This window comes from Paenibacillus aceris (assembly GCF_017874035.1).
Taxonomy (GTDB): Bacteria; Bacillota; Bacilli; order Paenibacillales; family NBRC-103111; genus Paenibacillus_E; species Paenibacillus_E aceris.
In genome coordinates this window covers 227,171-243,332 of the sequence record NZ_JAGGKV010000011.1, presented here as the reverse complement: position 1 = coordinate 243,332, position 16,162 = coordinate 227,171, and the positions used below count along the sequence as shown (strand labels likewise).

General features: G+C 45.3%; 10 protein-coding genes. All 10 read left to right on the top strand.

Going from position 1 to position 16,162, the window contains the following annotated elements; translation table 11 throughout:
* On the top strand, positions 1 to 2,181 hold a 2,181-nt coding region (locus J2Z65_RS20740), incomplete at its 5' end, for a carbohydrate binding domain-containing protein (protein WP_209856061.1).
* 99 nt (positions 2,182 to 2,280) lie between these two features.
* Entirely contained in the window at positions 2,281 to 4,467 is a 2,187-nt protein-coding gene (locus tag J2Z65_RS20735; RefSeq protein WP_167057468.1) for an endo-1,4-beta-xylanase, read from the top strand.
* A gap of 179 nt (positions 4,468 to 4,646) precedes the next feature.
* A complete protein-coding gene (locus tag J2Z65_RS20730) occupies positions 4,647 to 6,380 on the top strand; it encodes an extracellular solute-binding protein (protein ID WP_167057465.1) in 1,734 nt (577 codons plus the stop codon).
* Positions 6,381 to 6,446: 66 nt separating this feature from the next.
* Complete coding sequence (locus J2Z65_RS20725) at positions 6,447 to 7,349, top strand: ABC transporter permease (protein WP_167057462.1); 903 nt, start codon at positions 6,447 to 6,449, stop codon at positions 7,347 to 7,349.
* 14 nt (positions 7,350 to 7,363) lie between these two features.
* Positions 7,364 to 8,290, top strand: a complete 927-nt coding sequence (locus J2Z65_RS20720; RefSeq protein ID WP_167057459.1) for a carbohydrate ABC transporter permease — start codon at positions 7,364 to 7,366, stop codon at positions 8,288 to 8,290.
* Between the two features lie 92 nt (positions 8,291 to 8,382).
* On the top strand, positions 8,383 to 10,140 hold the full coding sequence (locus J2Z65_RS20715; RefSeq protein WP_240159671.1) for a sensor histidine kinase: 1,758 nt from the start codon (positions 8,383 to 8,385) through the stop codon (positions 10,138 to 10,140).
* A 1-nt stretch (position 10,141) separates the two neighbouring features.
* Positions 10,142 to 11,752 (top strand): response regulator transcription factor, encoded by a 1,611-nt coding sequence (locus J2Z65_RS20710; RefSeq protein ID WP_193580906.1) that lies wholly within the window; start codon positions 10,142 to 10,144, stop codon positions 11,750 to 11,752.
* Between the two features lie 57 nt (positions 11,753 to 11,809).
* Entirely contained in the window at positions 11,810 to 13,324 is a 1,515-nt protein-coding gene (locus tag J2Z65_RS20705) for a glycoside hydrolase family 43 protein (protein WP_167057450.1), read from the top strand.
* Positions 13,325 to 13,518: 194 nt separating this feature from the next.
* Complete coding sequence (locus tag J2Z65_RS20700) at positions 13,519 to 15,180, top strand: response regulator (protein ID WP_209856057.1); 1,662 nt, start codon at positions 13,519 to 13,521, stop codon at positions 15,178 to 15,180.
* 386 nt (positions 15,181 to 15,566) lie between these two features.
* On the top strand, positions 15,567 to 16,118 hold the full coding sequence (gene sigK, locus J2Z65_RS20695) for an RNA polymerase sporulation sigma factor SigK (RefSeq protein WP_209856055.1): 552 nt from the start codon (positions 15,567 to 15,569) through the stop codon (positions 16,116 to 16,118).
* Positions 16,119 to 16,162 lie beyond the last annotated feature (44 nt).

The window sequence follows — 16,162 nt, the reverse complement described above, 5'->3', positions numbered from 1 at the left end:
AATCTCTTCAAGGTCGATTATTGGCAGTTCGCTCAAAAGAGCGCTGCTCATGATCTTGCTGCAATCAATGCATCCATTGATAAATATAAAATCGACAAGGTTTCCGGAACTAATACGGCAAGCATGAAGGTTACAGCCGTATATGCCGACGGAACAAGCGAAGATGTTACGGCTCAGGCAGTTGTCACACCTGCGCAAAGCGGTATTGTAAGTGTCAATAACGGCGTTGTAACCGGTGTAGGTTATGGCACAACAAGTATCGATGTCAGCTATGGCGGAAAAACAGATACGCTGAATATGCTAGTAAAAGACTTGAACAGTGAGCTGACAGTGAAGAAGCTTACTGCTGATAACAGCTCGATATCTCTGTGGACTGGAGGTACAAAATCCTTTACCATAACTGCCGAATATTTTGATGGCCGCACGGAAGATGTAACCAATATCGCAACCTACAGCAACCCCCATCCGGAGATTGCTGATGTGACAAACGGTAAGATTACGGCTAAGTCTAACGGTACGACGAATGTTACTGTAAGCTACAAAGGCACGTTGGGTGATCCCGTGACAATTCCAATATCTGTAACCGTTACAAAGCTGACTGAACTGCTTGAAAACGGCGGATTTGAAAATGGGCAATCGCCGTGGATTGTTAATGATACGGCAACTCTCTCCTTATCTGATCAAGTTATTAACAGTGGCTCGCACAGTATGTATGTCACCGGAAGAAGAACAACAGGTTCCGGTCCCAAGCAATCGGTTGACGGAAAAGTGAAAGCCGGAGTGACATATAAGTATTCCGCGAAGGTTAAATATGACTCCGGTCCTGCTACCAGACAATTTAATCTCACGATTCGAAATGAAGATCCGGTAAATATGAGCCAGTCAGATACATCGTGGTGGCAGTATAAAGATTTTGGGCATGGGATCATAACGAAAGGGGTCTGGGGAACAATTGAAGGAACAGTTACAGTTCCGGCAGATGCCATCTTTAGCAGACCAGCCATTTTTGTTGAGACATCATGGGTATCGAATCCAAGTTCAGTTAATGATTTAATGAATTTTTATGTCGATGATGTTTCTTTCCTAGACACTTCTGCACCAGCGTCAGTATCGGTTACAGGTGTTACGATAGCTCCTGTAGCATTGACGCTGACATCCGGAACTACCGGAACATTTGCAGCCACAGTGGCTCCCGAGAATGCAACCAATAAGAGTATGATATGGGCATCGAGTAATAATGCGGTCGCGACGGTTGACCAAATGGGGAATGTAACGGGAGTTTCCGCCGGTACGGCAACAATCACGGCAACTGCCCAAGACGGGTCTGGTAAGAAGGCCGATGCGCAGGTCACGGTGACAAAACCTGCAGGTGCTGTTCTGCAAGGGCCGGAAGAAGCTGATAGTGGAGAGTCTTTCGATTTGAATTATGGTCTAACCGGCATGAACGAAACTAGTTATGCCCAGGACTTAACATTTACGTATGATCCAAGCCAATTGGAATACGTATCGGCCGAATCCGTCAAGCCGGATGACGTGGTGATTGTCGGTCAGACACAGAAGCAAGGGGAAGTGCGTATCCTTGTTGCAACAATTGGTCAAAACGCCCATCTTGACGGAAGCCTTTTGAAGCTTCATTGGAAGGTTAAATCCGGTACGCAGGCTACTGCCTCTACAATTTCCTTGTCCAAAGGGGTAATTGCAAATGAAACCGGCCATGAAAGCAATTTGGAGAGCAGGTCTTACACGGTACAAGTTAGCGCAATTGACAAAACAGCTCTTATCTCATTAATATCCGAAGCTCAAGGCAAGCATGATGCGGCAACCGAGGGAACCGGTGCAGGCCAGTATCCGGCGGGCTCCAAAGCGGTGCTTAAGGCAGCTATCGATCAAGCGCAGGCTGTAGCAGATAACATTGCGGCAACCACGGAGCAAGTAGAGAAGGCGGTAAGTGAATTGACAACTGCGTTGCAAACATTTATGGATTCCGTCATTACTATTCAGCCAGGTGATGTGAATGGCGACGGTCGTTATTCCGTAGGCGATTTGGGCATTATTGCAGCATCCTATGGCAAAACCTCCGCTGATCCGAACTGGTCCAGTTACAAAAATGCCGATTTGAACAACGACGGTAAGGTAGACATCGAGGATCTTGCGGCATTGGCTAGAAAAATACTTGAATAGGTAAAATTCAGCAGCAAAAGAGAGGGAGGCTCGCCTCCCTCTCCATGTTTATTTTCTTATGCAAAGATGGGATTTTCATTATAAAAGGAGGAAAAGGGAATGTGGGTGAAGTTAAAGATTGGCCTTTTCATGCTCTTAGCAGCTGTTTTTTTCATTCCACAGGCATGGATAACTCCAAACGCTCAAGCTGCCGCCGCAGTCGGGGATATCGTGATCTCGAGCAGTTTTGATACAGCAACCGACGGCTGGTTGAAAAGAGGCAGCGAAACAATTGTACAATCGATCAGTACTGCTCAAAGCGGTGCAGGAAGCCTGAAAGTCACCGGGAGAACCGCAGCTTGGAATGGTCCGGGCATCTATTTGGATTCTTTGCAAAAAGGAGCTGCATACCAATTCTCGGTTTACGCAAAGTTGTTGGAAAACACATCCGGTTCGGCTGCTATAAAGTTAACTATGCATCAGGAAGGCTTACCGGCAGGCGATAATCAAGAATATAAAGTCATTAGCACTCAATCAGTGACGGCAGGTGAATGGGTAATGATTCAAGGAAACATGACCTTGGACCCAAGAGCCGCCAGATACCAACTTTATGTAGAATCCGATAGTGCCACGTTGTCTTATTACATTGATACCTTTAGCGCAAAGCTGGTTTCGCTGGTGAGGCCATCTCTGCAGACGGATATTCCTTCTCTTTATAAAGTGTTAGAAAAAGACTTTATTCTCGGCGCTGAAGTCCAGCCTATTGATCTGCAGGGTGATTCCGGAAAGCTGCTCAAGCAGCATTTCAACAGCATCGTTGCCGGCAATCAGATGAAGCCGGAAAGCATTCAGCCGATGGAAGGAGTCTTCAACTGGGGACCTGCCGACGAAATCGCTAATTTTGCAAGAGAGAACAACCTGTATATGCGTGGTCATACGCTCGTTTGGCATCAGCAAGTGCCTAAATGGTTTTTCCAGGATAAGCAAGGCAAAGATTTAACACCGTCTCCGGAGAGTAAGCAGTTGGTGCTGGAACGGTTGGAAATACATATCCGAACCTTGATGAACCGTTATAAAGACGTAGTCGATGCCTGGGATGTCGTTAATGAAGTCATCGATCCGAGCACGAATGACGGCATGCGTCACAGCGAATGGTATCAATTGACCGGCACGGATTATATCGATACGGCATTCCGTGTCGCTCACGAAGTGGATCCGAACGCTGCACTGTTCATCAACGATTACAATACGGAGAGTGATCCGAAGAAGCGCCAAATCTTGTACGATTTTGTTAAGGCGGAAACCGCTAAAGGCGTTCCGATCTCCGGCGTCGGCCATCAGATGCACATTAGCATTTCGTATCCTTCCATCCAATCTGTTAGAGACACCTTTAACTTATTCGCAGATCTTGGCGTGAAGCAAGAGGTAACGGAGCTTGATATGAGCGTTTATAACGGCAGCAATCAAAATTATAACCCTGCTCCGGATAATGTGCTTATTCAACAAGGCGAAAGGTACAAAGAACTTTTTGACATGTTCAGGAGCATGAAGGACAAGCTCAGCCGTATCACGTTCTGGGGCATGTCCGACGATACGACTTGGCTAAGCGGTCGAAACGGACATACATTAGACTACCCTTTGCCGTTCGATTCTCAATATCAAGCAAAGCCTGCGTACTGGGGCATGGTGGATTCGAGCCATGCATGGCCCGATCTGGAAGCCGGGCTGCATGGCCCATCCAGCGTTATGAACGGACAGCGCTTTGATGTAACGTATGACTTAAACGAGGAAAGTGGCAACGTTAATGCTCAAGATGTTACGATTTCTTACGATCCGCAGCAGCTTGAATTTGTTTCAGCCGATGAGTTGAACGATGACTGGCGCATTCTTGCTACTTCAACAGCGATCAGCGGTAAAATCAGAATCCTTGCTGCAAAAATAGCTGCCGTGCATGAAGTTGGAGGAGATCAATTCAAGCTGAACTGGAAAGCGAAGGCGAGTACTTCCGCGTATATAAGTACGATGGAGCTAACGAACATTACTGTTGCCGGATCAGACGGGGCGGAATCGAATGTCGAGGGAAGTGGCTACAGCGTTCAGATTACAGTGAATGAACAGACACCTGGGGACTTAAACAATGACCATAGATTCTCTATTGGTGATTTGGCGATAGTATCATCTTATTACGGCAAGAAATCCTCCGATCCGAACTGGATTGAAGTTTACATGAAGGCAGATATGAACAATGACGGTACCGTCGACGTTGTAGATTTAGCTGTAGTCGCAAGATTGATTTTACAAAATTAAGTTCAATCATGATGCCCTGGGCGTTTCGCCAAATCCCTTTTGATTACGCTTACATTATGACAACGATTGGTAAGTAAAGTAAAGACTTGCACATTGTTTGAATCTTGTGTGAATCCTATAATGAATACATAACACATCGTCACTATGATATTTTTAAAAATAGGAATTGGGGGATGTTCATGGAACTAAAGAAGCACAAAGTGAAAGCGTTATCCGTTTCAATCTTAGTAATTACCACGTTTTTGTCGGCATGCAGCGGCCAAGACGAATCGACGAGTACTGGGCAGAAAGAGGCTGTAAAAGAAGCGGTGAGCACTGCCGGAACCAATGATGTGAAGGGTGCAAATGCAGACCCCCTTGGCAAGTATGATCCACCGATTGATGTGTCGTTTGTCCGAAATCTCAGCGATGTCGTAGAAAATAATGTGCTAGGTGTGCTTAAGGGCGAAACGTTTGAAGATAACCGCTGGAGTCGATTATATAAGGACCAGTTGGGCATCAATATTAAAAACAGTTGGGTCGTTAAGGGTAACGATACTTCGGAGCAATATTTACAGAAATTAAATGTAACATTAGCTTCCGGTGATTTGCCAGATGTTATTCCAGTCAACGCAACGCAATTGAAGCAATTGTCCGATTCCGACCAAATCGAAGATATGACCGCCCTATATCAGAAATATGCCTCCCCGTTAACTAAAGAAATCTTATCGCAAGAGGGGAGCAGTCCATTCGACGCAGCTACGATTGACGGCAAATTGATGGCGATCCCGCAGGTCGATTCTTCGATCGAACGTGCCATGTTTATCTGGATTCGTACGGATTGGCTTCAGAAGTTAGGCTTACAGCCTCCGAAGACGATGGCAGATGTGCAGGCGATTACGAAAGCATTTGCGGAAAACGATCCAGATGGCAACGGGAAAAAGGATACCTTTGGGCTGGGCTTAACCAAAGGCTTATGGGGTGGAGCCATGGGATTGGAAGGGTTTATGGCCGGGTACAAGGCTTATCCGAATATGTGGATCACCGACGCATCCGGTAAACTGGTTTATGGCGGCATTCAGCCCGAAGTGAAGAAAGCGCTTCAATCTCTGCAGAGCATGTTCAAGAACGGAGAACTGGATCAGGAGTTTGGCATTAAAGACGGAGGCAAGGTATCCGAGCAAATCGCTGCTGGAAAGATCGGAATGGAATACGGCGAACAATGGAATTCCATTTGGCCGCTTCAGTTGAATCGGAACAACGACCCTAATGCACAATGGCGGGCATATCCGATCGTTTCGGAATCAGGCGATATGCCCAAAGTGCCTCTGAAGTTCAGTACGACCAAGTTTTTTGCGATTAAAAAGGGATTTAAGCATCCTGAAGCAGTTATCAAGCTGTTTAATCTGCATCTTGAGAAAAACTTTGGCACAACGGCAGAGTTTGACAAATACTACGCACCGCCGGAAGCGGAGAGCGTATGGCAGCTGTCCCCGGTAACGCCTTCTCCGGTAAAAAAGAACGTAGAGGCGTTTAGAGCGATCGATGCGGCCCGTAAAGCCGGCAACTTCTCGACATTGAAAGGGGAAGCCAAGACCATTCAAGGGAAGATAGACGCTTTCAATTCAGGATCTAAAGAAGGGTTTGCGCTGTGGGGATGGGAGCGCATTTATGGCGCGGAAGGCTCTGAAGGGGTTGTTGATCAGTACGACAAAAACAATCAGTTCCTGATGGATAAGTTTGTTGGTGCACCTACGCCTACGATGGTTGAACGTAAATCGACTTTGGAAAAGTTAATGAATGAGACTTATACGAAGATTATTATGGGTGGATCTATCGATGAATTTGACAAATTTACAAAGGATTGGGCGAAATTAGGCGGAGAGCAAATTACGAAAGAAGTAAATGATTGGTATATGACAAAGAAGAAGTAGCAACGGGCAGAGGAGGATTAATCTTCCTTCCTCTGCTTATTTTGCTTCAAATGATGGAGGATGGATATGGGAACCAGGAAAATATGGAGAGAGCTTCCTCTGCATCTGATGATATTGCCGGGACTGGTACTAATTATTCTATTCTCGTATGTCCCCATGGCAGGGATTATTATCGCATTTCAGAAGTTCATTCCAGCGAAAGGCCTCTTCGGCCATCAGCGATGGATCGGCTTAGATAATTTCGATTATGTCATGAAACTGCCTAGCTTTACTCAGGTTCTGTGGAATACCCTGTTTATTTCAAGTCTTAAGCTTATTCTAGGTTTGATCGTGCCGATTGTATTTGCCATTCTTCTCAACGAAGTGAAGAATGAGGTCATTAGAAGAAGTGTACAAACGACCATTTATTTACCTTATTTCCTCTCTTGGGTCGTTCTGGGCGGCATACTCATCGATATTTTATCGCCTTCCAGCGGTATTGTTAACGAGTTGTTGAGTGCGCTCGGCCTTAAGAAAATATTTTTTCTCGGGGATAATCATTGGTTTCCATTTACTCTAGTGTCTTCGGATATATGGAAAAATTTTGGTTATGGGACTATCGTTTATTTAGCGGCAATAACGGGCATAGATCCGGGTTTGTACGAATCTGCTACGATTGACGGCGCTAACCGTTGGCATAAGATCTGGCATATCACCATTCCCGGTATGCGTATGGTAATCGTACTGCTGTCTGTTTTAAGCCTAGGACAGCTGCTAAATGCGGGATTTGATCAAGTGTTTAATTTATATAGTCCACAAGTCTATCAAAGCGGCGATATTCTTGATACTTTTGTCTATCGGATCGGTTTGTTGGATGCCCAATACGGTGTCGCAACAGCGGTTGGATTATTCAAATCACTGGTTTCACTCATTTTAATATCTAGTTCTTACTTTGTTGCTTATCGATTCGCGAAATATCGAATTTTCTAGAAGGAGGGAAAACTATGGTACAGCCATCAACAAGATCTGCGTCTGACGCATATATTCGGGTACCCAAAAGTCGAAGGCGGCTCGAATGGTTTTCCGTTCTGAATACATTCTTTCTCATATTGGTATCATTGATCTGTGTCCTACCGTTAGTCCATATCATCGCTGTCTCGTTTAGTTCTAGTACTGCAGCAGCAGCAGGTCATGTGAAACTATGGCCGGTCGATTTCACATTGGCATCCTATGCTTATACGGCTAGCCGGGAGGCTTTCTGGCAATCCATGCTGGTGTCCCTAGAGCGTATTGCAATCGGTACTCCTTTAAATTTGGTTTTAACGATCCTCGTTGCATTTCCCTTGTCAAAAGAATCGACAACGTTCCGCCTGCGAATGGTTTATGCTTGGATCTTCTTCATGACAATGCTCTTTCACGGTGGCTTAATTCCGTGGTACTCCACTCTTAAACAGTACAATCTCCTAGATACGGTTTGGGCGCTTGTCCTCCCCGGCGCAGTTCCCGTTTTCAGTGTTGTACTATTGCTGAATTTTTTTCGAGAGGTGCCGAAAGAACTGGAGGAAGCAGCTGTCATGGACGGTGCAAGCTACTGGACGACTCTGTGGAAAATTTATGTACCAATCTCAAAACCAGCTCTTGCAACACTTGCCTTATTCTCCATGGTGGAGCATTGGAACAGTTGGTTTGACGGCCTTCTTCTTATGGGGGACCCTAGTCATTATCCTCTGCAAAGCTATATTCAGACAATTGTCATTCAACAAAATTTGGCGAGCATGTCGCGTGACGAAGCACTGAATATGGCTCTTATTTCCGACCGAACACTGAAAGCATCGCAGATATTCTTGGGCTCGCTTCCTATTATTTTGGCGTACCCATTCCTGCAGAAATATTTTGTAAAAGGAATTGTACTTGGTAGCGTTAAGGGGTAATGAGGGCGTGCCGCATGTATGATGAGAAATGTTTTAGGAAGCTTTAAGGGTTTCAAGCTATAATGAAAGAAAAAAAGTTGGAGGCTTGGGCCTTGATTAACCGACAACCATTTTCTCTGCGAAACACGATTTTCCTTCGGCTACTCAGTACTTTTTTGATTATCATGCTGCCCATTATTTTATTTGGAGTCTACCTGTATCACTGGATCGTTCAGACGGCAAGCGAAGACATCTCCAAATCAGCTATATCCCAGATTACCTTCTATCTGACCGATTTTGAGAACGAGGTAGAACGGATGAAGCTTCTGCAGTATGGCATTCTTGAGGATGAGGATCTTAATGAGATGTCGCTAACCTGGAATACCATGGATGTGTTCAAACGTACTGAAAAAATTAATTCACTGCGAAAACGGCTCTATGCCATTGAAAACAGCTCTCCGTATATCAAAGATGTGAGTGCACATATCTATCCGGTATCCAAAACAATTTCGTCCGCTACCGGGCCTCGTGAACTCGATACCGATCGTTATTATGGTCTTCCTTCAGCATTAAACAGCCGAAACAATGGGATTATTGAGTGGAATGGAGGATTATATTTAAGCGTGGCGAAGCAAAGTGCAACCTATGGAAATCCACCGTTGTTCATCATTGAAATTGAGCTTGATCAACAAAGGCTTCAGAAGGCGCTAAGCCAGTTCAACACATACACCGGAAGTGGAACGTTGATGACCTCGGATAAATCCGGCTTCATTCTGAAGAGTGGATCCATAGAGCACTTGCAGCTGGATATGACTGATGCCGTACAACAAATAAGAGAATCCCAAATTTATAATACAGGAACAGTTACTATTTCGGGAAGCCGCTATTATACGGCTGTTGCAAGCTCTGATTATTTAAAAATGTCAATTTACCGATTCATTCCTGAACAATTGTTCAAGAAGCCGCTGGACAAGTTTTATATGTGGGCATGGTTGTTTATTTTCGCAGCCATTGTCATAATAGGGGTTTATGCATTTTATACCTACAAATTTATTCATAAACCGCTGTTAACACTTGTTAAAAGTTTTCGGCGTATGGAAAATGGCGATCTTGACGTTAACATCAAACATGAATCTAAGGATGAATTCGGTTACTTATATGGGCGATTTAACCAAATGGTAGTAAATCTTCGTTCTTTGATCGATCAAGTCTATAAGCAGAAAATCATGACGCAACGGGCGGAACTGAAGCAGCTTCAATCGCAAATTAATCCGCATTTTTTATACAACAGCTTTTTTATTTTGAAAACGATGGCGAGGATTGGAGATGTTGAACGTATTGGTCACTTCACAACTCAACTTGGTGAATATTTCCAGTTTGTAACCCGCAATGCATCAGACGAGGTTCTGCTGAAACAAGAAATTCACCATGCCAGAATGTACACAGAGATTCAGGAGTTACGCTTCTCGCGGCGGATCCGAGTGCAATTCGACTCCCTCCCACAGGAAATCGAACAGGTGTCAGTGCCTCGTTTGATTGTCCAGCCCATAATTGAAAATGCATTCGAACACAGTTTGGAACAAATGAAACATGGCGGATGTATGATCATCCACTTCGAGATTGAAGAGAAGGAAATCCGCATCGTGGTGGAAGATAATGGTGAAAGCTTAACGGACAATGGATTGCAGTGTATTTCGGATTCCTTGGATAACGGTGATGATTATATGGAAACGACAGGCTTGGTGAATATTCACCGCCGTATGAAGATTACGTTCGGTGAAACATACGGTCTGCGTGTTAATCGAAGTGAGCTCGGTGGATTGAAAGTAATCATTTGTTTTCCCTCTAAAGGGGGTGGCGCTCGTGATTAGAATGCTGATCGTTGATGATGAGGAAATCATTACGGATGGGCTATTTGATGTATTCAGCCAATTAAATATGGATCTAGATTTATATAAAGCCTACTCCGGCGAAGAAGCGCTGGATTGGATGAATAAAACGAGAGTTGACATTGTGTTATCTGATATCCGCATGCCTGGAATGGATGGCCTCGAGCTCATGAAAAGCATTCGGAGTACTTGGCTGCATTGCAAAATTATTTTTTTGACCGGGTTTAATGACTTCGATTATATCTATGAAGCGATTCAAACACAGGGGGTTAGTTATCTCCTAAAGAGTGAAGGATACGATAGGATTATCAAGGTGGTAACCGATGCCATTCATGAACTGGAAAACAGTTTAAAGTTTCATCATCTGATTCAGCAGTCGAGAGAGAAGCTTACCACTCTTGAGACACTCGCTCAAGGCAACTATTTCCGGTATTTGCTGCAAGGGGAGCGATCGATGGAGGAGTTAGAAGTTGATTTCCGTAAATTGGGAATTGCTCTTGATCCATCTTTGCCTGTTCTTGTTGCGGTAGGTGACCTGCAGCGTATGGACTTGCACCAATCGTTTGCCGAAAGTCAGGAGACAGCTCTTGCCGTAAAATTTTTGGCGGAGACGTTCCTTGCAGAACGAACGAATAGTCTTGGCATCATTGACCGTTATGGTGGCCTCGTCTGGCTCATTCAGCCGACAAATGGCAATGGAATGGGATCGGGCGAAGGCTGTGCCCGTACAGTAAAGTTTCTAGAAGGACAATTTGAGCTTATGCAGCAAGCTTGTATGGAATCTATGGGACACACGTTTGCCATTACACTTTGCGCTGACCCATGCGAATGGATACAGCTTAACGATGTGTACGACCGAGTTAGAAGTCAACAGTATTGGCGAGCGGGCGACGGTGTTCAGATGGTACAGACGGTTAACTTTGAACGGGTCGAGACTGCTGCTCATTCACGAACGTTGAGAGAAAAGGCGGATTCTTTAGCGATGTATCTAGAAGGAGGAGGTAGAGAGGGATTTCTCCATCTGTTTAATGAGCTGAAGGAAACGGGTTTTGATGAACGCGGAAACGGGGGACCTTTTCTCTTAGAGCTATATTATACGATCGCGCTACTCCTTTTATCGTATATCAACCGTTGGGAGCTGCATGAGAAGGTTGGTACAACTGGGCTTATGCAAAGAGATATGCATAAATCTTGGCAAGACAATTTCAAGTTTTTGCAGAATATTGCTGAGTCCTTGTTCGATCTCCGATTGAGTGTTGAACGCAATCGGGCGGCTGCAGCGATTGAGAAAGTCCGTTCGTATATCGACGAGCATATTGGCGAGGACTTGTCTCTCGTACGTTTAGCCAGCGTGATTCATTTCAACCCCTCCTATTTATCACGGCTCTTTAAACAGGAAAGTGGCGTTAATTTATCAGAGTATATCGATGAAGTTAGAGTGGAAAAAGCCAAAGATTTGCTTAAGCAAGACGTGCTGAAAATAGCAGAAGTGGGTGTTCAGGTGGGGTACGAAGCCCCGCATTCTTTTACTCGATTTTTCAAGAAATCAACTGGCGTTACACCTTTGGAATATCGTGAAATGATATGGAAATAAGATCGTGTGCTGCCGCTTTTAGGTGGTCGAGCACATATATGGTGGGGAGTGTTGCCAATGAATAAGACGATCTTTACGAATCCAATCATCTGGGCGGATGTTCCAGACCCGAGCGTCATCCGGGTAGAAAACGTATATTATATGGTCAGCACGAGCATGCATTCGATGCCAGGCTGCCCGATCATGAAATCGCATAACCTGATGGATTGGGAGCTTGTAAATTACGTCTTCGAGACGTTCGAAGATAACGACGCTCACAATTTGCTGGACGGCAAAGGCATCTATGGAAAAGGCTCCTGGGCCGCAAGTTTGCGCTATCATAACGGACTGTACTACGTGAGCTTCTCAAGCAACGATATGAACAAGTACTATGTGTATCGGACGAAAGACATCGAGAATGGACCGTGGGAACGATTCACCATTCCGGGTCTTCACCATGATCCAAGTCTGCTGTTCGACGACAACCGTGTGTTTGTTTTTTACGGAAACGGCGATATCCGTATTGCAGAGCTTACGGCCGATGCAACAGCCCTCAAGCCAGGCGGGCTCAATCAGATGTTGTTCGAGACGGAACGAAGCGGAATCGGACTCCGGTGCGAGGGCTGCCATGCGTACAAGCTGAACGGGTATTATTACTTGTTCTTCATCGAATGGCCGAATTCGGGAAACCACCGCCGTAGACAGTTGGTCTACCGTTCACGGGAGCTACTGGGGCCCTACGAGCGCAAATTGCTTCTCGACGATGATATGGGCTACCGTAATAAAGGCATGGCCCAAGGGGGCATCGTCAATACACCTGCCGGCGATTGGTATACCGTGCTGTTCCAGGACCACGATGCCGTAGGCCGTGTTCCTTGCTTGCTGCCCGTTTCCTGGGAGAACGATTGGCCGGTCATCGGTGTGGATGGGAAAGCAACAGTATCTTTTGAAGTGCCTCTGCCAGGTTCTGTGCCTACAAAGCTCGTGGTCAGCGACAATTTCGAGTATGCCAGCAATAGGTTGATTCTCAATTGGCAGTGGAATCATAATCCGGACAACTTTCGATGGTCCGTTACGGAGCGGCCAGGCTGGCTGCGCCTGAAGACGGGGCATCTTGCCAGCAGCGTTGAATATGCCCGCAATACGTTGACGCAGCGGACGGAAGGCCCTAGATGTTCCGGTTCAACGATGATCGATTCGGAGGGAATGAAGCCGGGAGACCGCGCAGGGCTGGTGGCACTAGCATCCGATTTTGGCACGGTTGGCATTCAGGCGGACGAGAATGGTGAGCGCCGCGTCGCCATGTGCATCAAAGGAGAAGATGATCGCGAGGAAACGGTCCAGAGCCTGGTTTATAAGAAAAGCCGGATCTATCTGAAAATCGATTTTAATTTCCAAGAAGGTGCGGATACGGCTCATTTTTACTATTCAGCCGACGGGGAAGACTGGATGTCCATCGGCCAGTCGCTTCAGATGAAATATACATTGCATCATTTCATGGGTTATCGCATCGGACTATTCAACTATGCCACGAAGGAAAACGGCGGTTACGCCGACTTTGACTACTTCCGTTATACAAATCAAATCCAATAAAATTGCTGTTACACAACATTGAAAACGTTTTAAAGTGGGGGTCAGCATTTACAAGGTGAATGAATAAACATTTATTCATGTAACTACTGGACTTGTTGCTTCGGATTAACTTCGAATTAAATAACTTATCATAACATGCCGCAATAAAGGACAATAGTCACCCTTCTCATTCCAATGAAAATAGGTGAGTCGAAATGAAAAAGGTCATGCTAGTAGACGATGAAATTCTGATCCGGGAAACGATACGGGATTCCATCAAATGGGAACAAGAGGGTTTTATTTATTGCGGAGACGCCCCCGATGGGGAAATGGCGCTGACTTTAATCGAGCAATTACGTCCAGACATAGTCATTACCGACATTATGATGCCCTTTATGAACGGACTGGAATTAAGTGCAATCGTCCGAGATCGGAATCCAGAAGTAAAAATTATCATTTTGACGGGACATGAGGATTTCGGTTATGCAAGAACGGCCTTGCGGATGGGGGTCCACGATTATTGTCTGAAGCCGATCCGTGCCTCAGATCTTATCCAGCTTCTGCGTACCGTCAGCGAGTTGATTGATAAGGAGCGCGAAATAAAAGCCAGTATTGACAAGCTGAGGCAGAGAGAGATGGAGAAAACGGAGATCTCGCGCGAGAAGCTGCTTAATGATCTGTGCAGCGGTTTTGTTACAACGGTTGAGGCCATTCAGCTCGGTAATGCGTTGTCACTTGATTTGCAAGCGCGTTATTATGTTGTTGTCATTTCGGATGTTCGAACGCTTGAAGATGAGCAATTATCGAGTCTCCGTGTAGCGAATCAAGTAGAAAATGATCTGCTTCAGCGATTTCAACAAGCGCTCGATCGTAAGGAATTGTTACAATTCAAGCGAAGCCGTACCGAGACCTGCTGGCTGATCAAAGGAGAGACGCTGGAACAAATCAAGAACGAGCTGGATATCTTCAAGGAAATATTAAATATTAATACCGAGCAGGTTCCGGCTGCCTCGGTTTCGATCGCTATGGGTATCGGAAGCGTACAGGAACGGATTATGAATATTCACCTCTCCTTCCTGGAGGCCGTTGAGGATATGCACTGGAGGCGATTGTCAAGCCAAAACCGGGTCACGCTCTGGGAATCGATCTCAGGATCTATGGAGCATTACGTCTTCTTGGACCGTGCTTGGTTTGTGAATTTCCTGAAAATGGGATCCCCTTCACAATTTCCGTCGTTCATTGAGGAGTATGCCTCAGCATTGAATGGAATTAATTGGACATCGGCCCCAATCGGTTATTACATTCTTAATGATTTGACATTGGAGGTCTTCCGTTCGGCTAAGGACATGTACCGACATTGGGATGCACCCGAAGAAACACTCCAGCAGTTGCAGCAAATTCTCACAACGGTCCGTTCCACAGATGATGCCATCGAGTATCTGACTTGCCTTACGAATCAATTCTGGTCTTGGCGTTCGCAAACTAACGACAGATATGGTGAAATGCTCAGGAGCGTTAAGGAATATATTCATGCTAATTACAACAATGACGCCTTCTCGCTTCAACATGCGGCGGAGCATGTCAAGGTGAGTTCCAGCCATCTAAGTAAAGTATTCAGTCAGGAAACAGGTCGTACCTTTATCGAGTATTTGACACATATTCGCATACGAAAAGCGATGGAGCTGTTTAAGACGACATCGTTCAAATCGTTTGAAATCGCTTTTCTCGTTGGTTATAACGACTCTCATTATTTCTCTGCTTTGTTTAAACGCATTACTGGAATGACCACCAAGGAATTCAGGAAAAATGGGAATATTGACATCACCCTCTTAGTCATGGAGCGGGATGATGTTAGTGAACAAATTGTTAAGAGGTAAATCTGTACTGCTGCTCCTACCTCTCTTAGGGGGAAGCCTATCGATCAAGGAAATTCCATTCCCCCGACCTATTGTTTCATTCATGAAAGACAACGAATCTCGGATCCTTCTTCTTTAATTGCACAAGAGAATCCTCGTACAAATAACCTCAACTCTATTTTAATTATTATTTATCGGCCCAATTTTCGTTCACTCAATACCTTCTGAAGCATGACAAACCGATAACAATTAGTCCATCAGGAGCTACAACAGTAGAGAGGGCAGAAGAAATATCGCTTGCCCTTTCCTAATGATATGCATGGCATCGATTCCCTTCAACGTTCGCTCTGCAGTTAGAAAAATTGTAAAACCAAGCATCGGTTTTGTAATAGCAGCTCTTTGTTCAAATGACTTGCATGATGGAAGAGTTTACGTTGCTTCGTGTCCACAACGTCAAAAAATTCGACAATACTGGGGAAGATCTCGAGGATTTAATCTCGATCGGGACGATTGGATTAATTAAGGCAATCGAGTCGTTCTCGCCGAATAAGGGCACGAAGCTCGCGACTTTCGCGGCGCGTTGTATCGAGAACGAGATTCTAATGCATCTTCGCTCGCTGAAGAAAACACGCAAGGATGTGTCCTTGCATGATCCCATCGGAACGGACAAAGAGGGGAATGAAATTACTTTGATTGATATCCTCGGTACGGAAGCCGACGATGTCGTAGACAAGGTTCAGCTCAAGATAGAGAAGAGTAAAATATATCGGAACTTAGAGATTTTGGATGATCGTGAGAAGGAAGTCGTCGTCGGACGGTTTGGGCTGGAGCTTGGCGGAGAAGAGCGTACGCAGCGGGAGATTGCGAAGGAGCTGGGGATTAGCCGCTCTTATGTGTCACGGATTGAGAAACGGGCTCTAATGAAGCTGTATCATGAGTTTTATAAAGCGAAGCGGTAAGGTCGGTTACGTTGATAGTCGCATACTTCATTTATTTGGGATCA

What these genes read in the sequence shown, in the direction of transcription:
- J2Z65_RS20735 (WP_167057468.1), top strand. Translation starts at nt 2,281, where the DNA reads ATGTGGGTGAAGTTAAAGATTGGCCTTTTCATGCTCTTAGCAGCTGTT.
- J2Z65_RS20730 (WP_167057465.1), top strand. Translation starts at nt 4,647, where the DNA reads ATGGAACTAAAGAAGCACAAAGTGAAAGCGTTATCCGTTTCAATCTTA.
- J2Z65_RS20725 (WP_167057462.1), top strand. Translation starts at nt 6,447, where the DNA reads ATGGGAACCAGGAAAATATGGAGAGAGCTTCCTCTGCATCTGATGATA.
- J2Z65_RS20720 (WP_167057459.1), top strand. Translation starts at nt 7,364, where the DNA reads ATGGTACAGCCATCAACAAGATCTGCGTCTGACGCATATATTCGGGTA.
- J2Z65_RS20710 (WP_193580906.1), top strand. Translation starts at nt 10,142, where the DNA reads ATGCTGATCGTTGATGATGAGGAAATCATTACGGATGGGCTATTTGAT.
- J2Z65_RS20705 (WP_167057450.1), top strand. Translation starts at nt 11,810, where the DNA reads ATGAATAAGACGATCTTTACGAATCCAATCATCTGGGCGGATGTTCCA.
- J2Z65_RS20700 (WP_209856057.1), top strand. Translation starts at nt 13,519, where the DNA reads ATGAAAAAGGTCATGCTAGTAGACGATGAAATTCTGATCCGGGAAACG.
- sigK (WP_209856055.1), top strand. Translation starts at nt 15,567, where the DNA reads ATGACTTGCATGATGGAAGAGTTTACGTTGCTTCGTGTCCACAACGTC.